Below are 18,766 nucleotides of genomic sequence, written 5' to 3'. Positions count from 1 at the left end.
CGGGCTAGGCGCCCTTGACGTGCTCGTACGCGGCGAGGGCCGCCTGCCTCGTCTCACCGAGGTCGACGATCGGCTCGGGGTAGTCGGGCGTCCCGAACTCCGGCACCCACCGCTTGATGTAGGCGTCGTCGGGATCGAACCGTTCCCGCTGGCGTTCCGGGTTGAAGATGCGGAAGTACGGCGACGCGTCGAAGCCGCTGCCGGCGACCCACTGCCAGTTGAACGGGTTGGACGCCGGGTCCGCGTCGACGAGGGTGTCCCAGAACCACTCCTCGCCGAGCCGCCAGTGGATGAGGAGGTTCTTGGTCAGGAACGACGCCACGACCATCCTGATCCGGTTGTGCATGCTGCCGGTCGTCCACAGCTCGCGCATGCCGGCGTCGACGAGGGGGATGCCGGTGTGGCCGGTGGTCCAGGCGGTGAAGGCGTCCTGGTCGACGTCCGGCCAGGGGAAGCGGTCGAAGGCCTGCCGCCAGTTGCGGGTGGCGAGGTCGGGGAACGCGAAGAGGCAGTGGTAGGCGAAGTCGCGCCAGCCGAGTTCCTTGAGGAACGTCGCGCCGTCGTCGCCGAGGTGTCGGCGGCGGTCGCGAGCCGCGTGCCAGATCTGCGGTGAGCTGATCTCCCCGAACCGCAGGTGCGGCGACAGCCCGGAGGTCGACGGCTGGGCTGGGAAGTCGCGATCCTCCGCGTACCCGGAGACCCCACCGTCGAGGAAGTCGGCGAGTCGTGCGTCCGCTCCGGCCTCGCCCGGCGTCCACTGTTCGCGGAGCCCACCCGCCCAGTCCGGCTTCGTCGGGAGGAGGTCCCACGATCCGAGCTCGTCACCGTCAGGCGCGTCCGAGACGCCGGTCAGCTCGGTGGGCGCGGGGAGCGGATGCCTCGGCGGGTTCGCCGAGTGACGTTGTAACGACGCCTTCCAGAACGGGGTGAACACCGAGTACGGCTGGCCCTGCCCGGTGACGATCTCCCAGGGTTCGGCGAGCAGGTTCGCGGCGAAGCTCCGGGCGTCGAGACCGGCGTCTTTCAGTTCCGTCTTGATCCCGGCGTCGATCTCCCGTTCCGCGGCTCCGTATCGACGGTTCCACAGCACCGCGCCGGCTCCGAGGGAGGCGGCGAGTTCAGGAACGATCGTGGCCGCACTCCCCGAACGGAGGAGGAGGGTGCCGCCGAGCCCGCGGATGTCGTCCCCGAGCGCCTCGAGGCTGTGATGCAACCACCAACGGGAGGCCCCGCCGAGCGGTCGGAGCTCTTCGCTGTCGTCGAGGACGAACAGGCAGAGGATCGGTGCGCCGAGCTCGACGGCCGCGTGCAGTGCGGGGTTGTCGGCCAGGCGGAGGTCGTCACGGAACCATACGATCGTCGGGGCAGTGGCCATCCCGTCAGCCTACGCGGCGCGCTGGTCCGAGCTGCGGGGTTGACCGCAGCCGTCAGCTCCGGTCTCCGAGCGGTTCCGGTCTCCGAGCCTGTCGAGGTGCGCTCAGCTCAGCGCGGCCTCGCGGTCGAGCAACGAGCGCTTGACGTCGAGTCCCCACGCGAAGCCGCCGAGCGAGCCGTCCGTCCGCAACACGCGGTGGCAGGGGACGAACAGGGCGGGTGCGTTCGTCGCGCAGGCGCTCGCCGCGGCACGGACCGCCGACGGTCGACCACTCGCCGCGGCGAACTCCGTGTAGGTCACCGGGCGTCCTGCGGCGATCGTCCGCAGAACCGTCCAGGCGTGGGTGCGGAACGGGCCGCCGAACTGGGCGACCGGGACCAGGTCGATCGCCGTCAGGTCACCGTCGTAGTACGCGCGGACGGCGTCCATCGCCTCGACGGTCCCCGCCGCCGTCTCGCCGGGTCGGTCGGCGGGCCGGATCCGTTCGAGCATCACGCCGATGTCGTCGGACCACCCGGAGGAGAGCACCGCCCCGTCCTCCCGCGCGAGGACGGTGAAGGGGCCGTCCGGGGTGTCGACGGTCTGGCTGATCGCGGCGAGCTGCGCGCCGGACGCCCGGCCGTCGCCGCGGCGGACGCTCGTGCTGGAGATGATGGTGGTCATGCTGCTGGGCCTTTCTCGAGGGCTGATGGTCTGGCGGTCGGTGCCGGTGTGGACGCCGCCTTCCACAGGTGGAGGCAGACGTACGAGCGCCACGGGGCGAACGCCTCCGCCTCCGCGGTGAGGGTCCGGGCGTCGGAGGGCAACCCGAGCCGGCCGGCCCCGGTGCGGACGGCGACGTCGCCGGGCAGGAACGCGTCGGGGTTCCCGAGCACCCGCATGCTGACGTAGTCGGCCGTCCAGGGGCCGATCCCCTTCATGGCGAGCAGGCGGGCCCGGAGCTCGTCGCGGTCGTCGCCGAACCCGATGGCCAGCTCCCCGGAGACGAGTGCCCGAGCCACACCGAGCAGACTGTCGATCCGCGCTCGGGGCCCGACGAGTGCCGCCTCCCCGCCGTCTGCGATCTGCGTCGCCGTCGGGAAGAGGCGATGCAGTCCGTGCCGTTCGGGGACCGTCGTGCTCACCTCGTCCGCGAGACGGCGGAGCTGGGTGCGCGCCGCGGCCACGGTGATCTGCTGGCCGACCATCGCCCGGACCAGCATCTCCTCCGGGTCGACCGCCCCCGGGAGTCGGATGCCCGGTGTGGCCGCGACCGAGGCAGCGAGCCGAGGGTCGGCCGAGAGCACCGCGTCGGCGGACGTCGGGTCGGCGTCGAGGTCGAAGAGCCGGCGGACCCGGGCGACGAGCACTGGCAGGTCGGCGAGGTCCGTCACCTCGGCGGTGAGTCGGAGGTCGTCGCCGAGCTGCCGGACCTCGAACCAGGCCGTGCCGCCGGGGAGTGCGAGGAGCCGCGAGTAGTGGTCGGGTCCGGCCAGCTCGACGCCCGGGACGGCTCGTGGCGCGAGCCAGGCGAAGACCCCAGCGGCGTCGAAGGGGCGTCGGAACGGGAGCGAGAGGGTGATGGAGCCGGGATCCGGTTCACCGAGCCTGCGGTGCTTCGCCCGGAGTTCCCCCGGGGTCAGCTCGAACACCTCGCGCATCGTGTCGTTGAACTGCCGGATGCTCGAGAACCCGGCGGCGAATGCGATGTCACCGAAGGGGAGGTCGGTTCCGGTGAGGAGCTGGCGCGCGCCCTGGGCGCGGTGGGCCCTGGCGAGCGCGAGGGGTCCGGCGCCCAGCTCGGCGGTGAGGATGCGCGTCAGATGACGGGTCGAGTAGCCGAGGCGCGAGGCGAGTCCCGGAACGCCCTCGCGTTCCACGACCCCGTCGGCGATGAGCCGCATGCTGCGAGCGGCGACGTCGTTGCCGAGGTTCCAGGCCGGCGTCCCCGGCACCGCCTCGGGCAGGCATCGTTTGCAGGCGCGGAAGCCTGCCTCGTGCGCGGCGGCGCTCGTCGCGTAGAAGGTGACGTTCTCGGGCTTCGGGGTCCGCGCCGGGCAGGACGGACGGCAGTAGATCCCGGTGGAGCTGACGGCCGTGATGAACTGCCCGTCGAAGCGCTGGTCGCGAGCCTGGATCGCACGGTAGCGTTCCGCGAAGTCCGTGCGCCGTGTGTCGTCCATGACCCGAGTCTGACACGCACCACCGACCCGGACGAGCGGGAATCGGACACGGCAGTGGGGCGGCGCGGGCTCGCCCTCCGACCGTGTCAGGCGCCGCGGAGCTTGTCGCTCAGCGTCGCGAGCGTGGTCATCTCCTCGGGGCTGAGCGAGGTGGTCACGCGCTCGGCGATCGTCGCGCCGTGGGCGATGGCGACGGTGCGGTACACGTCGTACCCGGCCTCCGTCATGCGCACGAGCGTGCCGCGTCCGTCGTCCGGGTCCGGGCATTTGCCGACGAGGCCGCGGGCGACCAGCCGGTCGACGAGACGGCTGATGCTCGGTTGCGACAACAGCACGCTGGAGTTGAGATCGCGCAGGCGGATGCGGTGGTCGGGCTCGCGCGACATCGTGTGGAGGACGTCGTACTCGTTCAGGGAGATGCCGTGGCTCGGGAAGTCGTGCGAGATGTGCCGCATGACCTCGACCTGGGCGCGGAAGAGCGATTCCCATGCGGCGATCGCGAGTCGCCTCTCATCCATGCTGTCTCCTGGTGCTGTCCGACGATCCACCACCTGAATCTATCCTGGACGGCGCATGAGCAGCACTTCGGGACGGATGCTTGCGCATCGGGCGGGCCCCGGACATGGCGAGAGCCGGTCGCAGAGGCTACGACCGGCTCTCTTTCCCTTGCACCAAGAGTGTCCTGCAATCACATTCCGTCAGCTGCCACAGCAAACATCTGACGTTCCAAAACCATATAACGGATCGGTAACGAGCGGTAGTTATCGAACTGTTATTTTTACTGGGAATTCCCCGAGTGACGCTACCTGAGCGGAGCGTCCGGGCTCACTCCTGCGAGCCACTCGGCACGACGTCGACGACGCGCACCGTGATCGTCGGAGCGGCAGCGTCGTCGGCCGAGGGGAGCAGCTCAGCGATCGCGCGGTGCACCGCCTGCGCGACGGCGGGCGACGCGTGTTCCGCGGCGACGGCGACGTTCGCATGCACGGCCACGGCGCCGCGGACCCGCTTGACGCTCACGCGCGCGCTCTGATCCGGTGCGCCGAGGAGCGCTCCGACGCCCTCGCGCGCGGCACGCACCAGCGTCGGTTCGGCCGCCGTGAGCCGGACGACCCCCGGCACCGCCTCGACGGCCGCGTCGAGGACCATCGCGAGCGTGTCGAGCTCGTCGCCCGTGTCCGTCAGGTCACTCATCGTCCCCCACCTCTCCGTGCTGCTCGGCCTCGAAGTGCAGGTCGTCGACGACGACGTCGAGTCCCGCCACCACCAGGTCGGTGTGCTGCACGAGACTCGCGCGCACCTCCTCGCGGAACTGTGCCACAGCCTCGGCGACCGAACGGCCCCAGCCGATGCTGACCGTGACGTGCAGGGTGATCGGCTCGCCGACCACCGTCACGTCGCCGTCGAGCACACACCGGCCGACGAGCACGCCGGGGGTGCGGTCGCCGGCACCGCGGACCAGGCCGCGGACCGTGCCCTCCGTGATGACGAGTGCCGCATCGTCGTCGGACGTCGCGAACGGGATGTCGCGGCCGGCCTTGGCCTCGCGGCCGATGTTCTCCATGATCCCGCGGATCCAGTCCTGGTCGAGCGTCGTGACCGCTTCCTCGTCGGCCTCGAGCAGCGGCGCCGCGAGTGAGCGGACCCGCCGCAACGACCGGAGGATCCGCTGGCACTCGGGGGAGTCGTCGATCGTGGGGTCCGCCGGCAGCATGTCCCGTTCGAGGTAGTCGGTGAGGGCGTCGATGCCGTGTGCGCACCCGCCCGGCTCGAGCCCGTCGCTCTGCGTCCCGTCGGTCATCGCCACCCCTCCATCTCCGTCATCAGTTTCGCTCTCGCCCTGGCGAGGCTGCCTCGCACGCTCGCGACACTCTGCCCGAGCTGCTCGGCGATCTCCTCATAGGAGTACCCGCCGATCTCGCGGAGCACCCAGGCCTGGTGCTGTCCGTGCGGCAGTCTGTCGAGCGCGGCTGACAGGGCTCCCAGCTGTGAGGACGCCTCGGCCTTCCGCTCCGGCCCGTCGCGTTCCGGCGCCTCGATGACGGCGTCGTCGGTCGAGTCGGTGTCCTTGCGCTGCCGCATGAGGTCGATCGCCCGCCGGCTGACGATGCGCATCAGCCAGCTCTTCACCATCGCCCCGTCCTCGAGCGTGTCGATGCGCTTCCAGGCTGAGATGAGCGCCTCCTGGACGACGTCGTCGCCGTCAGCGGAGGAACGGGTGAGTCGGACGGCGTAGGCCTTCATCATCCGGCCGTATCGGGTGATGAGCACCTGGAAGGCGCGGGTGTCGCCGTCGACGCAGCGCTCGACGAGGGTGCGGTCCGTCGCCTGATCGAGCAGGCTCACGGGTGTCCGCGCAGGCTCAGCTCCCACCGTGCAGCCACCTCTCTGATCCGACCCGCGACATCGTGCGACCGCTTTCCCCAGAAGGGAGCGTGACATCAGCGGGCCACGCTCCGTCTCACTACTGTAGGCACAGAGCGGCGGTCCGAGCGACCGCCGTACGAAGGAGACGCAGGATGTACCGATTCCGACCAGCTCCAACCCGTATCACCACCGAGGAGACCGCACGATGAAGACCCCCAAGCTCCGGTTGCCGGGGTTCTCCTCCACCCCGGAGGAGCGCGAAGCCAGGCGCGCCAAGCACGAGCAGGCGAAGCAGGAACGGGCAGCGAAGGCGGCGGCGTCCTCGCCGCCCTCCGCTGCGGTGGTCGCGGCGCTGCAGCCCTCGGCACCGAGCGTCCGGATCAACGCGTTCCGCATCGGCCTCGTCGGCGGTATCGGCGTGCTCGTCGCGCTCGTGCTGGGCAGCATCGTCACCCAACTGAGCACCACGCTGATCTACGTGGGCGTCGCCCTGTTCATCGCGCTGGGCCTCGACCCGCTCGTGTCGTGGCTGGAACAGAAGCTGCCCCGCGGCCTCGCGATCGCGGTCGTCTTCCTCGCGGTGATCGGTGCCTTCGTCGGGATCATCTTCGCCATCGTCCCGCTGCTCGTGACGCAGATCACGAACTTCGTGAACGACTACCCGCGGATCTCGCAGCAGTTCCTGAACAGCGACTTCGTCGGCTGGGTCCAGAACACCGTGGGCAACACCCTCGACATCGACTCCGCGCTGAACGACGTCTTCGCGTTCTTCAAGGACCCGAACAACCTGCTGAACATCGGCGGCGGCATCGTCGCGGTCGGCGCCGGCGTCGCCTCGGGCATCACGGGAGCGATCATCGTCCTCATCCTGACGCTGTACTTCCTCGCGTCGCTCCGCTCGATGAAGGCCGTCACGTACCGCTTCCTCCCCGCCTACCGCCGCGAGGGCTTCGCGCAGGTGCTCGAGGAGATCACGCAGGCCGTCGGACGATACGTCGTCGGTCAGGTCGGCCTCGCGCTCGTCAACGGTGTGCTGAGCTTCATCTTCCTCAGCATCATCGGCGCCCCGTTCCCGCCGCTGCTCGCGCTCCTCGCCTTCATCGGATCGATGATCCCGCTCGTCGGGACGCTGAGCGCGTCGATCGTGAACAGTGCCCTGTGCCTCTTCGCCTCGCCGGTGACCGCCCTCTTCGCGATCGGGTACTACCTGATCTACATGCAGATCGAGGCGTACGTCCTCAGCCCGCGCATCATGAACAAGGCCGTCGCCGTGCCCGGCGCCCTCGTGGTCATCGCGGCGTTCGGTGGCGGTGCGCTCGGCGGCATCCTCGGTGCGCTCGTCGCGATCCCGGTCGCCGCGTCGATCATCATCATCGTCCAGAAGGTCGTCTTCCCGAGCCAGGACGCCAAGGTCGTCCCGGAGCAGAAGCTCGGAGACGCTGAGACGGCGGCCGTCGGCACGAGTGCGGCGGCCAAGTGATGGGGATCGCGACGTTCCCGGCCCTGGCCGCCGGCGCCCTGGTGCTCTCCGGCTCCGCCGGTCTCGTGGCCGAGTCGCTCCGGACGGCCGGAGACCTCGACCTGCCGACGATCTCCGTCACGCCGTACCAGGCCATCGGCATCCCGATCGCGCTCGTCGGCGCGTTCTTCCTCGCGGTGGGGACGCAGCTGCAGTCCCGTGGCGTCGGCAAGGTCGAGGCCGCATCGTCGGCCTTCGGTCTGAAGCAGTTGCCGCAGTTGCTCGGTCGGCCGTCGTGGCTCATCGGCACGCTCCTGCTGGCGCTGGCGATCGTCTTCCAGCTCGTCGCCCTCGCGTTCGCGCCACTCATCGTGGTCCAGCCGCTCGGCGCGATCGCCCTCGTGATCACGGCCCTCCTGAACGCCAGGGTGACGAAGGTCCGCATCACGAAGGAGCAGACCCGCGCGATGGTGCTCTGCGTCGCGGGTATCGGGCTCTTCGTGATCGTCGCAGCCCTGTACGCGATCGAGGAACCGATCCGCCAGCCGCAGCTGATCATCATCCTGATCATGCTCGCGGTCGTGACGCTCGCGCTCGCCGGCGCCTACGCGCTGTGGCGCCGGAAGCTGCACACGGTGTTCTACGTCGTCGCGGCCGGGGTGCTGTACGGCTTCGTCGTGACGCTCGCGAAGGTCGTCATCAACCGGGTCATCACGCAGAACTTCGAGGGCCTGACGGTCGTCGGCATCGTCGCGCTGCTCGTCGCGGCCGGACTGGGCGGCTTCTTCGTCCAGAAGGCGCACCAGAGTGGTCAACCCGACCTGGTGGTCGCCGGCCTGACCGTCGTCGACCCGCTCGTCGCCGTCGGTATCGGCATCGTGGTGCTGGGCGAGGCCTCGAGTGCCCCCTGGTACGCGCTCGTCCTGTTCGTCGTCGCCGGAGCGATCGCGGTGTTCGGTGTCTGGAAGCTCGCGATGCGTCCGGTGCCGGCTCCCGGAGAGACCCCGAAGCGCCCACGCGTGCAGTGACCGGTGGCATGAGAACGGGCCCGGCGGGTGGATGTCCACCCGCCGGGCCCGTTCGTGTGCGCTGCCCCGCTGCGGCTCAGAAGAGGTCGGGCGACGGCGTGCTGGCGTAGCGGATCGACACGTCCGCGTGGCGGTCGAAGCGGTAGCCGACCCCGCGCACGGTGCGCACGATGTCCTCGTAGCGACCGAGCTTGGCGCGGAGACGACGCACGTGGACGTCGATGGTCCGCTCGTTGGGCACTTCCTCGTCGTCGCCGGCCCGCCACAGGGACGAGATGAGCTCGGCACGCTCGATGGTGCGACCCTCGCGGAGCACGAGGTACTGCAGGAGCTCGAACTCCTTGTAGGTGAGGGCCGCGGGCTCGTTGTCGAGGACGAGGCGCTTGCGGGAGATGTCGACGACGACGCCGGCGTGGGCGACGTCCTGCTCCTCCTCGTCGACCTCGTCACGGTGGGCCGCGAGGGCCGACGGGTCCTGGAGGGCGAGGCGGACGACGTCGAGGTCGCGTCCGCCGGCACCGCGGGGTGCGAGGGCGACGGCGGCGTGCGTCTCGGCGTCAGGGGCGAACTGGGCGGTCAGGGCCTTGATGGCCTCGACGATCTCGCCGAGGCTCGTACCGGCTGCCTGCGCCTTGGCCTCGTCGAGTCCGACGTAGAGGACGAAGCCGCGGGCTTCCGGACCGGCCGGAACGGCGCGGACGTGCGGCGTCGCGGTACGAGGGGCGTCCTCGACGGCGGCGAGCTGGCGGGCGGGGCGGGTGGTCTGAACGGCTGCAAGAGACATGAGCGGGAAGTCCTCGGGGTGATGATGCTGCGGCGGATCGTGCGCGGTGCGCTCGGGCTGATCCCGCCTGCCGGTGGGCAGTGGCGGTCCCGCGATCCGGGAAGGTGGCGCGTCGGCCGGGCGCGGACGGGGTGCGTCCGGGAGTCGGCTCACCGGGTGGGGGAGCGACGGACTCTGTCGTGCTGGAGCAGTGGAGCGGATCCGACGGGATCGCTACCGATGCTGGAGGTGTCGGATCAGCGACACATTCGGCAGCACATGACCGCGCGGCCGGGCATCATCATGCCGGCGTCCCCAGGGGCCTCGAAGGAGGTCAGGGTGGGCGCGTTGGTCGTCATAGTCCGCAATACAACAGGAACGGCCCGGATCCTGTCAAGTATCTGCGCCAGATGACGGTTTGTTGCGTGGGGGTGTTGCGGGCGCCCGTGGAACGGTTCGAGGCGGACCGCCGCCCGTCAGGGCGCCGATCCGCCTCGGGTCAGCGGGAGGTCGCGGCTCAGACGACGCCGTAGAGGCGGTCGCCGGCGTCGCCGAGGCCCGGCACGATGTAGCCGTTCTCGTCGAGACGCTCGTCGAGTGCGCCGAGGACGATGGTGACGTCCTTGCCCGCGGTCTCGGCCTCGAGGCGCTCGAGGCCTTCGGGGGCGGCGAGCAGGCAGATCGCGGTGACGTGCACCGCTCCGCGCTGGAAGAGGAAGTCGATCGCGGCGGCGAGCGAGCCGCCGGTCGCGAGCATCGGGTCGAGGACGAAGCACTGGCGGTCGGAGAGGTCGTCCGGGAGTCGCTCGGCGTACGTGGTGGGCTCGAGCGTCTCCTCGTTGCGCACCATGCCGAGGAACCCGACCTCGGCCGTGGGGAGCAGCTTCACCATGCCCTCGAGCATGCCGAGTCCGGCGCGCAGGATCGGGACGACGAGTGGACGCGGCTCGCTGATCTTGACGCCGACGGTCTCGGTGACCGGGGTCTGGATCGTGATCTCCTCGACGGTGACGCCACGGGTCGCCTCGTAGGCGAGCAGGGTGACGAGTTCCTCGGTGAGGGCCCGGAACACGGGCGACGGTGTCGTCTTGTCGCGGAGCACCGTGAGCTTGTGGGTGATGAGAGGGTGGTCGGCTACGTGCACTCGCATACGATCAATCTAGTCGCTCGCGTGGTGACGAGGATTTCGGGGAGATGACGGATGCACGCACCGGCCGAGTTCGTCGCCTGGATGGACCTCGCCCTCGCCGAGGCGGAGGCGGCGCTGGAGACCGACGACGTCCCGGTCGGCGCCGTCCTCGTCGCTCCGGACGGGACCGTCGTCGCCGCAGGCCGCAACGAGCGGGAGCTGCACACCGACCCGACGGCCCACGCCGAGGTCGTCGCGATCCGTGCCGCCGCGAGCGCGCTCGGCGACTGGCACCTGACGGAGCTCACGCTCGTCGTCACCCTCGAGCCGTGCGTGATGTGCGCCGGAGCGATCCTCGCGGCCAGGATCCCGCGCGTCGTGTTCGGTGCCTGGGACGAGAAGGCCGGCGCGGTCGGCTCGGTCTACGACGTCCTGCGCGACCGGCGGTTGCAGCACCGCGTGGAGGTCTACGCCGGTGTCGAGGCCGAGCGGTGCTCGACGCTCCTCACCGACTTCTTCCGCGGGCCGAGCGGCGTCACAGCTCCCAGAGTCGCTCCCGGTCCTTGAGCCTGTCGAAGGGCTCCCAGCACTTCCGGAGGCCACTGTCGGTCGGTGATGGCAGGATCGCAGGATGCAACCCGGCGTGATCCTCGACATCGTCCTCGTCGTCATCCTGATCGTGTTCGTGATCCGCGGGTGGCGCGCCGGGCTCCTCGGGAGCCTCGGCGGACTGGTCGGCCTCATGGCGGGTGGTGTGGGCGCCTTCTTCGCGATCCCGCTCGTCGCCTCCTGGGTTCCGGACACGGCCTGGCGGGGCTGGGCCGCGGTCGCCGCAGCCGTCGTCCTCTTGAGCATCGGGTACACGATCGGTGCCGTCATCGGTGGGGCCATCGGTTCGGTCGTCCGGAAGACCCCGCTGCGCGGGCTGGAGCGACTCCTGGGAGCCGCCCTCAACCTGGTCGTCACCGCGCTCGTCCTCGTCACCGCCGCGCTCGGTGTGGGGTCACTCGGCATCCCGCTCCTCGCGCAGGCCGTGGGGTCCTCGGCGGTGATCGGCACGATCGATCGCGTCACGCCCGTCCAGGTGAAGAGCACGCTCGCCCAGCTGCGTTCCACGGTGGTCGACGGCGGCGCGCAGCGAGTCATCGAGGCCTTCGGTGGAACGGCGGACGTCCCGGCGGCCCCGCAGCTCGACACCTCGACGCCGGCGCTGCAGACGGCGTCCGAGTCCGTCGTGCGCATCAGCGGCACCGCCGAGTCCTGTGCGCGGAGCCTCACCGGCAGCGGCTTCGTCTTCGCCGACGACCTGGTCATGACGAACGCGCACGTCCTCGCCGGCGTCAGCGAGCCCGTGGTCGAGGTGCCGGGGTCCATGCCCAAGCCGGGGCGGATCGTCTACTTCGACCCGGTCGACGACCTCGCCGTCATCCGCGTCGACGGGCTCGGCGCCAGGGTGCTGCCGCTCGCCCCGAACCCCGCGCCAGGGGCGAAGGCGGTCGTCGCCGGCTACCCGTTCGGCGGCCCGTACACCGCGGGCGGCGCGCAGGTCATCGTCGTCGGGCCGAGCCTCGTCGCCGACATCACCGGAGCGAACCCGACGAGCCGACAGGTGGTGACGCTGTCGGGGACGGTGCAGCCGGGGAACTCCGGCGGTCCGCTCCTCACCGAGTCCGGCGAGGTGGAGGGCGTCATCTTCGCTCGAGACGCGGACTCCGCGCCGATCGGCTACGCCTTGGCGATGGACGAGGTCCTGCCGGTCGTCGCGCTCGCGACCTCCCTCCAGTCGGCGGTGCCGTCGGGCGCCTGTCTCGCCGACTGACCCGATCCGGGCAGGTGCCGACGAGCACGCGGGTCCCTAGACTCGCAGGGTGAGTGAAACGATCAGCCTGCCCAGCATCGCCATCCTCGGAGCCGGTTCGATGGGAGGGGCCGTGCTGCGTGGCCTCGTCCAACCGGGTGTCGAGGTCGACGGTGGCATCACCGTCACGAACCGGACGATTGCCAAGGCGGAGGCCCTGGCCGAGCTGCCGGGGGTCACCTCGATCGCGCTCGAGCAGGATGCCGACGGCAACCGCCGGGCGGCGGCTGCGGCGAAGATCGTCCTGATCGGCGTGAAGCCCTATATGGTCGCCGACCTCCTCGCCGAGATCGCCGACGCGCTGCAGCCGGGGACGATCGTCGTGAGCCTCGCCGCAGGCATCCGCGGAGCCGCGTTCGAAGCCGCCCTTCCGGCGTCGGTGTCCGTGCTGCGGTCCATGCCGAACACCCCGTCCTACGTCGGCCTGGGGGTCACGGGGCTCGCCCCGGGCACCCGTTCCTCCGACGAGGACCTCGCCGTGGTGACCGCGCTCTTCGAGACGGTCGGCCAGGTCGTCGTCATCCCCGAGTCGAAGATCGACGCGCTGAGCGCCATCTCCGGCTCCGGTCCCGCCTACGTCTACTACCTCGTCGAGGAGCTGACCCGCACGGCGATCGGCCTCGGCTTCACGCCTGAGCAGGCGTCGCTGATGGTCAACGGCACCTTCCGGGGCGCCACGGAGTTGCTCGCGACGACGGGGGAGAGCGCCGAGCAGCTGCGCATCAACGTCACGAGCCCGAACGGGACGACGGAGCGTGCGCTCGCGGTCCTCGCCGAGGCGGGCTTCAGTGAGACCTTCGACCGTGCCGCGGCCGCCGCGATCGCACGTGCCGAGGAGCTCTCGGCGTCCTGACCCGCCGAGGACCCGATCAGGCCAGCGACCGCACGAAGCAGTCGAGGCCGGGTCTGTCGTCCCAGGAGGCGACCGCGACGAAGCCGGACCGTCGGTAGAGCGCGATCGCTGCGGACCGCCAGTGCCAGACGGAGAGACGCACCGTGTCGTCGCCCCGTCGCCTGGCGGCGGTCGTCGCAGCCTCGAGCAGGGTCGCGGCCACGCCCCGCCGGCGGGCGCGAGGGTCGACCCACAGGCGCTTGAGCTCCGGCGACGGGCCGGCCGTCAGCACGACGCAGCCGAGCACCCGACCGTCCTCGACAGCCAAGAGGATCTCGTCGGCGGCGAAGGCGGTGCCCGGGTCGGCGACCTCTGCCCGGTAGCGGGCGGGGAGGGTGGTCGTCGGAACGGCCTCGTCCTCACGCGGCTCCCGGCCGAGGAGTTTCTCGTGCTCGGTCCGCCGGTGGTACCCCTCGAGGAGCTCGGAGAACCGTTCGCGGTGGTGGGCGGTCGCCTCCGCCCACCGGTGGACGACGATCATGCGTCGCTCGTCTCGTCGAGCCCGAGGGTGGACAGCAGTCGGTCCAGCGCGGCGAGCTGGGCTGTGGCGTCGTAGTGGTCGTCGTCGGCCGTGCTCAGGGTGCTCACGCCCTCGACGAATCCGACGACGATCGTGGCCGTCGCCGCGACCTCGTCCGCGCTCAGCTCGGGCCGGATCTCGGCGACGAGGCGCCGGGTGCGGGCGACGAACACCGCGTGACCCGCGCGATGCCGTCCGGCGAGGACGTCGTCGTCGAGCGCCGCCGCGAGGTACCCCAGCCAGACTCTGGCCTCCTGGCGGGTCTCCTCGGTGAGGGAGAGGGCTTGGCGGAGGACGGCGCGCAGGGCGAGTCGCGGGGTGTCGGCGGACGCTTCGAGCTGGGCCGTACGCGCCGCCGTGCGTTCGTGGAGGAGGTCCCGTGCGTGCAGCAGCAGCGCCCGCTTGTCCGGGAAGCGGTGGAGGACGAGACCGGTCGTGCACCCGGCGCGGTCTGCGACGGCGCGCAGGGTCAACCCCTGGGGACCGTGCTCGCCCAGCACCTCCCAGACCGCGTGGGAGATGCGCGCCTGCGCCTCGGGATCCTTCGTTCTGGCCATGTGCGTCTCACCTCGTGACAGATGTTACCGTAATGAACGTTACGGAATGATGGGACATGGGATGACGATCACGATCGACCGGGTCGACTGGGCCGACGAGGCCGGAACCGAACTGCGCCGGGCACAGCGCGCCGAGCTCGACGCCCGCTACGGCAGCGACGACCATGAGCCGGGAACACCGCCGTCGGGGGACGACATCGCGGTCTTCCTCGTGGCGAGGGACGAGGTGGGCACGCCGGTCGGCTGCGGAGGCCTGCGGCTCCTCGGGGAGCAGCGTGCGGAGATCAAGCGCATGTTCGTGGCTCCTCAGGCGCGCGGCACCGGCGTCGCGGTCGCGGTGCTCCGAGCGCTCGAAGCCGAGGCAGGATCGCTCGGTGTCGTGGAGCTGCTGCTCGAGACGGGGACCGCGCAACCCGACGCGATGCGGTTCTACGAGCGCGAGGGATACTCGCCCATCCCCGCGTTCGGGCCCTACGTCGACGAACCCCTGTCGCGCTGCTACGCCCGCCGGCTCGTCTGAGTCGTCAGCCCTCGAGGGACGCGAAGCGTTCGATGTCGGCGGAGGTGCCCGAGACGATGATCAGATCGTGGTTCGAGACGACGGTGTCCGCGGTCGCGTAGGTGAACGGCTTCCCGGGTGACTTCACGCCGACGACCGTGATGCGGTACTTCGTGCGGACGCCCGACTCCGTCAGGTTGAGGCCGCGGATGGGCTTCGGCGGGTACATCTTCACGAGGGCGAAGTCGTCGTCGAACTGGATGAAGTCGAGCATCCGTCCGGACACGAGGTGCGCCACGCGCTCGCCGGCCTCCCGCTCGGGGTAGATGACATGGCTCGCGCCCACGCGGGCGAGGATCTTGCCGTGCGACTGGGAGACGGCCTTGGCCCAGATCTGCGGGATCTTGAGGTCGACGAGGTTCGCGGTGATGAGCACGCTCGCCTCGATCGAGGAGCCGACGGCCACGACGGCGACCGAGAAGTCCTGGGCACCGATCTGGCGGAGGGCCTCGATGTTCTTCGCGTCGGCCTGCACGGTGTGGGTGACCCGGTCGGACCACTTCTGCACGAGGTCCGAGTTGTCGTCGATCGCGAGCACCTCGCGGTCGAGTCGGTCGAGCTCGCCGGCGCAGGCGGCGCCGAACCGTCCGAGTCCGATGACGAGGACCGGGGCGTCGTGCTTGATGCGGTCAACCAACGATGGGCCTCTCTTCGGGTCGCTTGAACAGCTGGCCGCTCTGGCTCGCGGCCACGGCTGCAGCGAGTGTCACTGTACCAACGCGGCCGAGGAACATGGTGACCGCGAGCACGTACACCCCGGCGTCGGGGAGGTCCGACACGAGGCCGGTGCTGAGGCCCACGGTCGCGAACGCCGAGATGACGTCGAAGAGCACGTGGTCGAGCGGTGCCTTGGTCATCTGCAGGATGACGATGGTGGACAGGGCGACGATGGTCGCACCCCAGAGGACGACGCTGACCGCGACGCGGAGCACGTCCTGCGGGATCCGACGTCGGAAGACCTCGACACCTTCGCGGCCCCTCGCCTCGGCGAACGCCGCCAGGAACAGGACGGCGAGGGTGGTCACCTTGATCCCGCCCGCGGTGGACGCGGAGCCACCGCCGATGAACATGAGCATGTCGGCGACGAGCAGGGTGGAGCCGTTGAGATCACCGATGTCGACGGTCGAGAACCCACCCGACCGCGTCATCGCGGACAGGAAGAACCCTTGGAAGATCGTGTCCCACAGGTTCCACTTGTTCCACGTCTCGGGGTTGTTGAACTCGAGCAGGATGAAGGCGAGCGCGCCCGCGAAGAACAGGATGATCGTGGTCACGAGGGTGAGCTTGACGTGCAGCGACCACCGGCTCGGGCGCCGGAAGTTGCGGCTCAACGCGTAGATGACCGGGAAGCCGATGCTGCCGAGGAAGACCCCGAGCATGAGGATGCTCAGGAACCAGTAGTCGTTCTCGAAGGCCGCGAGGCCCTCGGCGTTCGGCGTGAAGCCGGTGTTCGTGAACGCCATGGCGGCGTAGTAGACGCTGTTCCAGGCGGCGTCCCACGGGTTGATGCCGTCGAGCAGCATCCGCGGGAACAGGAGGACCGCGAGCGCCGCCTCGATCACGAGGGCGCTCACGGCGACGGTGACGAGGAGGTTGCCGATCTCGCCGAGGCGGACGGCCTGGCCCTCGGCGACCGGCCCGTGGTGCGACCGCAGCGGGTTGGTGTCGCTCGCGGCCATGAGCTTCTGGCGCAGGCCGAGTCGTCGGGCGATGACGAAGCCGAGGATCGAGGCGAGCGTCAGGACGCCGAGGGCTCCGATCTGGACGCCGATGAACACCAGGACGTGCCCGAACAGGGACCAGTGCGTCGCCATGTCGACGGTGGAGAGTCCGGTGACGCAGATGACCGAGACCGCGGTGAACAGGGCGTCGGCGATCGGGGTCACCTCGCGGTCTGCGCTCGCGATGGGGAGCGAGAACAGCATCGTGAACACGAAGATCAGGAAGCTGAACACGAGGATGGCGAACCGGGAGGTGGACTTCGCCGCGAAGTCGCTGACGGCCTCCCTGACCCGTGCGAGTCCGTGCCGGACGATGATCTCGGGACGACGACCCATGGCATTGCCGCTCATCTGACCCCTCAACACCTCAGGACTGCGCCGGAGGCAATGGTACTCCGCGCGCTCGATCACTATCGTTGGAGCATGGCCGACATTTTCGACGTGATCGCTGACACCACCAGGCGGGACATCCTCGCACTGCTGCTCGAACGGCACGGCGGAGCGGGGACGAGTGTCTCCGAGATCGTCGCGCAGCTCGGCCTCAGCCAGCCCACCGTGTCGAAGCACCTGAAGGTCCTCCGCGAAGCGGAACTCGTCGAGGTCCGCGAGGAAGGCCAGCACCGCTACTACAGCTTGGACTACGCCCCCCTCGAGGACGTGGAGGACTGGCTCATCCCGTTCCTCAGCGTCGATTACGCGGACGACGACGTCGACTTCGCCGCCCTCTCACTGCCGGAGCAGGCGAAGGCGGTCGCGGGCTCGGTCGGGAAGGTCGCGGCGGACGTCACGCACGCGGTCCAGTCGGTCACGAAGAAGCTGCGCCCGTAGGCCTGCCGGTTCCATACCGTTCACCCAGGGGATGTACAGGCGGTCGTCGTCCCTCTAGAGTTGCCATGCGGCGATCCGGACCTCGGACCGCCGTTCCAGAGTGTCGCCAGGCGTACCGGAGGGGTTCGATGACGCAGGATGCTGCAGACGTCCGCTTCCTCACCGTGGCCGAAGTCGCCGAGATGATGCGCGTGTCCAAGATGACCGTGTACCGACTCGTGCATTCGGGGGAGCTCCCCGCCATCCGGTTCGGGAAGTCGTTCCGGGTTCCGGAGACGGCTGTCGAGGCGGTCAGGCAGCGTCCTGTCGCCGACGTCGGCTGAGCGGTCTCCTGCCCCTACCAGCCTGCAGGCGAACGACGTGTGAACGACGCGCGCCGCAATCGGCTAGACTGGTGACAAGACTTGTTCTCTTCGGTCGCGATCCCTGCGGCCAAGCCCCCCAATTCTGTGAGGTAAATCCGTGGGTTCTGTTATCAAGAAGCGCCGCAAGCGTATGGCGAAGAAGAAGCACCGCAAGCTGCTTCGCAAGACCCGTCACCAGCGCCGCAACAAGAAGTAGCGGGCCGCTCCGTCAGGAGCGCTCGTCGACATCGCGTCCACCGGAAGCGCCGGCCCCTGAGGGCATGGCGCTTTCTGGCGTTGGCGCGGCGATCGGGCAATGCTCGCGCTGAGGGCGACGACGCTCCTCCACAAGCGAGCCAGGCAGCGACCGGTCCACAGCACGCCGCGGCACGCGGCCCCTCGGCCCGAGATCGTCGGCGGTCGTTCGTACCGTCGTCCCATGACCCGTGAACTCCCGCCCATCGCCCGCCGCAACCGTCGCGAACCCGCCTATCGAGTGCCGTTCATCGTCGAGCGGGACGACGCCCCGCGCTACCGGTTGCGGAACGTCAGCGACGAAGCCGTCCACTGGGTCGTCCTCCGGATGATCGGGCCGGGGCTGCTCTCGCCGCTGCAGCCGTGTCGGTTGACGCCGGGCAGTGCGCTCGAGTTCGAGGTCCTCGGCAGCACGCTCGCGCGTGCGAGCAGCGTGCAGGTGTCCTGGTTCCGCCCCGGCGGTCACCAGTACCTGTGGCCCATCACCTTCTGACGGCCTGCGCGAGGGTGAGGCCTCAGCGCTCCTGGTCCCGTCGTGCCGCGAGCAGGTCGCGCGCGGTCAGTTTGTGCGTCCGCCCCGGGTACATGTCCGCGTCGAGACCCGTCACGAACTGCGCCGGATCCAGGTCGAGTGCGGTGCTCAGGCGGACCAGGGTCTCGACGCTCGGGTGCACCTGCCCGCGCTCGATCTTGCCGATGTTCGTCCAGTGCATGCCGGCGAGCACGCCGAGGTCCTCGAGGGTCAGCTGGCGCTCGTTGCGAGCGGCGCGGAGTCGCTCGCCGAGGATGGTCGCGGCTTCAGAGTGTGCAGGCATCACCCAATGACAACGGACCTCGACCGGCCGAGGCCAGAGCGTCTGGACCCGATGCTTCCGGCACCAGTGCTGCTGTCACTCTTCGTTTCGTCCGGTCGCACCCGAGCATCGTCGCAGACACCCGTCGGAAAAGC

24 protein-coding genes are annotated in these 18,766 nt (G+C 69.9%); 10 read left to right on the top strand and 14 right to left on the bottom strand.

Annotation, left to right across the window (positions count from 1 at the left end):
* Positions 1 to 4: 4 nt before the first annotated feature.
* From ASE44_RS01635 to ASE44_RS01605, 7 genes are all read right to left on the bottom strand, one after another.
* Entirely contained in the window at positions 5 to 1,375 is a 1,371-nt protein-coding gene (locus ASE44_RS01635; RefSeq protein ID WP_056776781.1) for a deoxyribodipyrimidine photo-lyase, read from the bottom strand.
* A 102-nt stretch (positions 1,376 to 1,477) separates the two neighbouring features.
* Complete coding sequence (locus tag ASE44_RS01630; protein WP_082455625.1) at positions 1,478 to 2,038, bottom strand: methylated-DNA--[protein]-cysteine S-methyltransferase; 561 nt, start codon at positions 2,036 to 2,038, stop codon at positions 1,478 to 1,480.
* Complete coding sequence (locus ASE44_RS01625) at positions 2,035 to 3,537, bottom strand: DNA-3-methyladenine glycosylase 2 (protein WP_056776778.1); 1,503 nt, start codon at positions 3,535 to 3,537, stop codon at positions 2,035 to 2,037. Before ASE44_RS01625 ends, ASE44_RS01630 begins: the two co-directional genes overlap by 4 nt.
* Positions 3,538 to 3,623: 86 nt before the next feature.
* On the bottom strand, positions 3,624 to 4,055 hold the full coding sequence (locus ASE44_RS01620; protein ID WP_056776776.1) for a MarR family winged helix-turn-helix transcriptional regulator: 432 nt from the start codon (positions 4,053 to 4,055) through the stop codon (positions 3,624 to 3,626).
* A 307-nt stretch (positions 4,056 to 4,362) separates the two neighbouring features.
* The gene (locus tag ASE44_RS01615) at positions 4,363 to 4,731 is read right to left on the bottom strand and encodes an Asp23/Gls24 family envelope stress response protein (RefSeq protein ID WP_056776773.1); all 369 of its coding nucleotides are present in this window, start codon (positions 4,729 to 4,731) and stop codon (positions 4,363 to 4,365) included.
* Positions 4,724 to 5,338 (bottom strand): Asp23/Gls24 family envelope stress response protein, encoded by a 615-nt coding sequence (locus tag ASE44_RS01610; RefSeq protein ID WP_157579749.1) that lies wholly within the window; start codon positions 5,336 to 5,338, stop codon positions 4,724 to 4,726. Before ASE44_RS01610 ends, ASE44_RS01615 begins: the two co-directional genes overlap by 8 nt.
* The gene (locus ASE44_RS01605; RefSeq protein ID WP_056013865.1) at positions 5,335 to 5,883 is read right to left on the bottom strand and encodes an RNA polymerase sigma factor; all 549 of its coding nucleotides are present in this window, start codon (positions 5,881 to 5,883) and stop codon (positions 5,335 to 5,337) included. The genes ASE44_RS01610 and ASE44_RS01605 overlap by 4 nt, the downstream gene beginning before the upstream one ends.
* Before the next feature lie 226 nt (positions 5,884 to 6,109).
* Between ASE44_RS01605 and ASE44_RS01600 the strand changes: the two genes are divergently transcribed.
* Both ASE44_RS01600 and ASE44_RS01595 read left to right on the top strand, forming a co-directional pair.
* Entirely contained in the window at positions 6,110 to 7,384 is a 1,275-nt protein-coding gene (locus ASE44_RS01600; RefSeq protein WP_082455621.1) for an AI-2E family transporter, read from the top strand.
* Positions 7,384 to 8,391: a DMT family transporter gene (locus tag ASE44_RS01595; protein ID WP_082455619.1), complete on the top strand. Its 1,008-nt coding sequence runs from the start codon at positions 7,384 to 7,386 to the stop codon at positions 8,389 to 8,391. Before ASE44_RS01600 ends, ASE44_RS01595 begins: the two co-directional genes overlap by 1 nt.
* Positions 8,392 to 8,467: 76 nt before the next feature.
* On the opposite strand, the gene ASE44_RS01590 is transcribed toward ASE44_RS01595, so the two are convergent.
* On the bottom strand, positions 8,468 to 9,175 hold the full coding sequence (locus tag ASE44_RS01590; protein WP_056776767.1) for a winged helix-turn-helix domain-containing protein: 708 nt from the start codon (positions 9,173 to 9,175) through the stop codon (positions 8,468 to 8,470).
* Positions 9,176 to 9,671: 496 nt separating this feature from the next.
* Positions 9,672 to 10,304, bottom strand: a complete 633-nt coding sequence (gene upp / locus ASE44_RS01585) for a uracil phosphoribosyltransferase (protein WP_056013869.1) — start codon at positions 10,302 to 10,304, stop codon at positions 9,672 to 9,674.
* Positions 10,305 to 10,355: 51 nt separating this feature from the next.
* Between upp and tadA the strand changes: the two genes are divergently transcribed.
* From tadA to proC, 3 genes are all read left to right on the top strand, one after another.
* A complete protein-coding gene (tadA, locus tag ASE44_RS01580; protein ID WP_056776765.1) occupies positions 10,356 to 10,850 on the top strand; it encodes a tRNA adenosine(34) deaminase TadA in 495 nt (164 codons plus the stop codon).
* 64 nt (positions 10,851 to 10,914) lie between these two features.
* A complete protein-coding gene (locus ASE44_RS01575) occupies positions 10,915 to 12,102 on the top strand; it encodes a MarP family serine protease (RefSeq protein ID WP_056776762.1) in 1,188 nt (395 codons plus the stop codon).
* Between the two features lie 49 nt (positions 12,103 to 12,151).
* Positions 12,152 to 12,994, top strand: coding sequence for a pyrroline-5-carboxylate reductase (gene proC, locus ASE44_RS01570; RefSeq protein WP_082455617.1), 843 nt, complete (start codon positions 12,152 to 12,154; stop codon positions 12,992 to 12,994).
* A 16-nt stretch (positions 12,995 to 13,010) separates the two neighbouring features.
* Here proC and ASE44_RS01565 read toward each other — a convergent pair whose 3' ends face one another.
* Both ASE44_RS01565 and ASE44_RS01560 read right to left on the bottom strand, forming a co-directional pair.
* Positions 13,011 to 13,514: a GNAT family N-acetyltransferase gene (locus tag ASE44_RS01565; RefSeq protein ID WP_056776759.1), complete on the bottom strand. Its 504-nt coding sequence runs from the start codon at positions 13,512 to 13,514 to the stop codon at positions 13,011 to 13,013.
* Positions 13,511 to 14,110, bottom strand: a complete 600-nt coding sequence (locus ASE44_RS01560) for a TetR/AcrR family transcriptional regulator (protein ID WP_056776756.1) — start codon at positions 14,108 to 14,110, stop codon at positions 13,511 to 13,513. The genes ASE44_RS01565 and ASE44_RS01560 overlap by 4 nt, the downstream gene beginning before the upstream one ends.
* 61 nt (positions 14,111 to 14,171) lie before the next feature.
* On the opposite strand from ASE44_RS01560, the gene ASE44_RS01555 reads away from it, so the two are divergent.
* The gene (locus ASE44_RS01555) at positions 14,172 to 14,630 is read left to right on the top strand and encodes a GNAT family N-acetyltransferase (protein ID WP_056776753.1); all 459 of its coding nucleotides are present in this window, start codon (positions 14,172 to 14,174) and stop codon (positions 14,628 to 14,630) included.
* Positions 14,631 to 14,634: 4 nt separating this feature from the next.
* Here the strand turns inward: ASE44_RS01555 and ASE44_RS01550 are convergent, their stop codons facing one another.
* Complete coding sequence (locus tag ASE44_RS01550; RefSeq protein ID WP_056013885.1) at positions 14,635 to 15,306, bottom strand: TrkA family potassium uptake protein; 672 nt, start codon at positions 15,304 to 15,306, stop codon at positions 14,635 to 14,637.
* Positions 15,299 to 16,741 carry a TrkH family potassium uptake protein gene (locus tag ASE44_RS01545; RefSeq protein WP_056776751.1) on the bottom strand — a complete coding sequence of 481 codons (1,443 nt, stop codon included), beginning with the start codon at positions 16,739 to 16,741 and terminating at the stop codon, positions 15,299 to 15,301. The genes ASE44_RS01550 and ASE44_RS01545 overlap by 8 nt, the downstream gene beginning before the upstream one ends.
* A gap of 72 nt (positions 16,742 to 16,813) precedes the next feature.
* On the opposite strand from ASE44_RS01545, the gene ASE44_RS01540 reads away from it, so the two are divergent.
* From ASE44_RS01540 to ASE44_RS01530, 4 genes are all read left to right on the top strand, one after another.
* Positions 16,814 to 17,218 (top strand): helix-turn-helix transcriptional regulator, encoded by a 405-nt coding sequence (locus ASE44_RS01540; RefSeq protein WP_056014679.1) that lies wholly within the window; start codon positions 16,814 to 16,816, stop codon positions 17,216 to 17,218.
* 128 nt (positions 17,219 to 17,346) lie between these two features.
* The gene (locus tag ASE44_RS01535) at positions 17,347 to 17,541 is read left to right on the top strand and encodes a helix-turn-helix domain-containing protein (RefSeq protein WP_056776748.1); all 195 of its coding nucleotides are present in this window, start codon (positions 17,347 to 17,349) and stop codon (positions 17,539 to 17,541) included.
* Positions 17,542 to 17,680: 139 nt separating this feature from the next.
* A complete protein-coding gene (locus ASE44_RS18140) occupies positions 17,681 to 17,779 on the top strand; it encodes a 30S ribosomal protein bS22 (RefSeq protein ID WP_003792170.1) in 99 nt (32 codons plus the stop codon).
* Positions 17,780 to 18,001: 222 nt separating this feature from the next.
* The gene (locus ASE44_RS01530; RefSeq protein WP_157579748.1) at positions 18,002 to 18,310 is read left to right on the top strand and encodes a hypothetical protein; all 309 of its coding nucleotides are present in this window, start codon (positions 18,002 to 18,004) and stop codon (positions 18,308 to 18,310) included.
* Positions 18,311 to 18,332: 22 nt separating this feature from the next.
* On the opposite strand, the gene ASE44_RS01525 is transcribed toward ASE44_RS01530, so the two are convergent.
* On the bottom strand, positions 18,333 to 18,632 hold the full coding sequence (locus ASE44_RS01525) for a helix-turn-helix domain-containing protein (protein WP_056013896.1): 300 nt from the start codon (positions 18,630 to 18,632) through the stop codon (positions 18,333 to 18,335).
* Positions 18,633 to 18,766 lie beyond the last annotated feature (134 nt).

This window comes from Plantibacter sp. Leaf1, from assembly GCF_001421315.1.
Taxonomy (GTDB): domain Bacteria; phylum Actinomycetota; class Actinomycetes; order Actinomycetales; family Microbacteriaceae; genus Plantibacter.
Note: the sequence above shows the minus strand (reverse complement) of the source record. Positions and strands in the feature narration are given on the sequence as shown.

Excerpts from the sequence above, each read along its gene's own strand:
- ASE44_RS01545 (WP_056776751.1), bottom strand. The coding sequence starts at position 16,741 with ATGAGCGGCAATGCCATGGGTCGTCGTCCCGAGATCATCGTCCGGCAC.
- ASE44_RS01555 (WP_056776753.1), top strand. The coding sequence starts at position 14,172 with ATGACGATCACGATCGACCGGGTCGACTGGGCCGACGAGGCCGGAACC.
- ASE44_RS01635 (WP_056776781.1), bottom strand. The coding sequence starts at position 1,375 with ATGGCCACTGCCCCGACGATCGTATGGTTCCGTGACGACCTCCGCCTG.
- ASE44_RS01535 (WP_056776748.1), top strand. The coding sequence starts at position 17,347 with ATGACGCAGGATGCTGCAGACGTCCGCTTCCTCACCGTGGCCGAAGTC.
- ASE44_RS01565 (WP_056776759.1), bottom strand. The coding sequence starts at position 13,514 with ATGATCGTCGTCCACCGGTGGGCGGAGGCGACCGCCCACCACCGCGAA.
- ASE44_RS01590 (WP_056776767.1), bottom strand. The coding sequence starts at position 9,175 with ATGTCTCTTGCAGCCGTTCAGACCACCCGCCCCGCCCGCCAGCTCGCC.
- tadA (WP_056776765.1), top strand. The coding sequence starts at position 10,356 with ATGCACGCACCGGCCGAGTTCGTCGCCTGGATGGACCTCGCCCTCGCC.
- ASE44_RS01625 (WP_056776778.1), bottom strand. The coding sequence starts at position 3,537 with ATGGACGACACACGGCGCACGGACTTCGCGGAACGCTACCGTGCGATC.
- ASE44_RS01525 (WP_056013896.1), bottom strand. The coding sequence starts at position 18,632 with ATGCCTGCACACTCTGAAGCCGCGACCATCCTCGGCGAGCGACTCCGC.
- ASE44_RS01540 (WP_056014679.1), top strand. The coding sequence starts at position 16,814 with ATGGCCGACATTTTCGACGTGATCGCTGACACCACCAGGCGGGACATC.
- ASE44_RS01595 (WP_082455619.1), top strand. The coding sequence starts at position 7,384 with ATGGGGATCGCGACGTTCCCGGCCCTGGCCGCCGGCGCCCTGGTGCTC.
- ASE44_RS01530 (WP_157579748.1), top strand. The coding sequence starts at position 18,002 with ATGACCCGTGAACTCCCGCCCATCGCCCGCCGCAACCGTCGCGAACCC.
- ASE44_RS01610 (WP_157579749.1), bottom strand. The coding sequence starts at position 5,338 with ATGACCGACGGGACGCAGAGCGACGGGCTCGAGCCGGGCGGGTGCGCA.
- ASE44_RS01620 (WP_056776776.1), bottom strand. The coding sequence starts at position 4,055 with ATGGATGAGAGGCGACTCGCGATCGCCGCATGGGAATCGCTCTTCCGC.
- ASE44_RS01560 (WP_056776756.1), bottom strand. The coding sequence starts at position 14,110 with ATGGCCAGAACGAAGGATCCCGAGGCGCAGGCGCGCATCTCCCACGCG.
- ASE44_RS01615 (WP_056776773.1), bottom strand. The coding sequence starts at position 4,731 with ATGAGTGACCTGACGGACACGGGCGACGAGCTCGACACGCTCGCGATG.
- ASE44_RS01630 (WP_082455625.1), bottom strand. The coding sequence starts at position 2,038 with ATGACCACCATCATCTCCAGCACGAGCGTCCGCCGCGGCGACGGCCGG.
- ASE44_RS01575 (WP_056776762.1), top strand. The coding sequence starts at position 10,915 with ATGCAACCCGGCGTGATCCTCGACATCGTCCTCGTCGTCATCCTGATC.
- upp (WP_056013869.1), bottom strand. The coding sequence starts at position 10,304 with ATGCGAGTGCACGTAGCCGACCACCCTCTCATCACCCACAAGCTCACG.
- ASE44_RS01600 (WP_082455621.1), top strand. The coding sequence starts at position 6,110 with ATGAAGACCCCCAAGCTCCGGTTGCCGGGGTTCTCCTCCACCCCGGAG.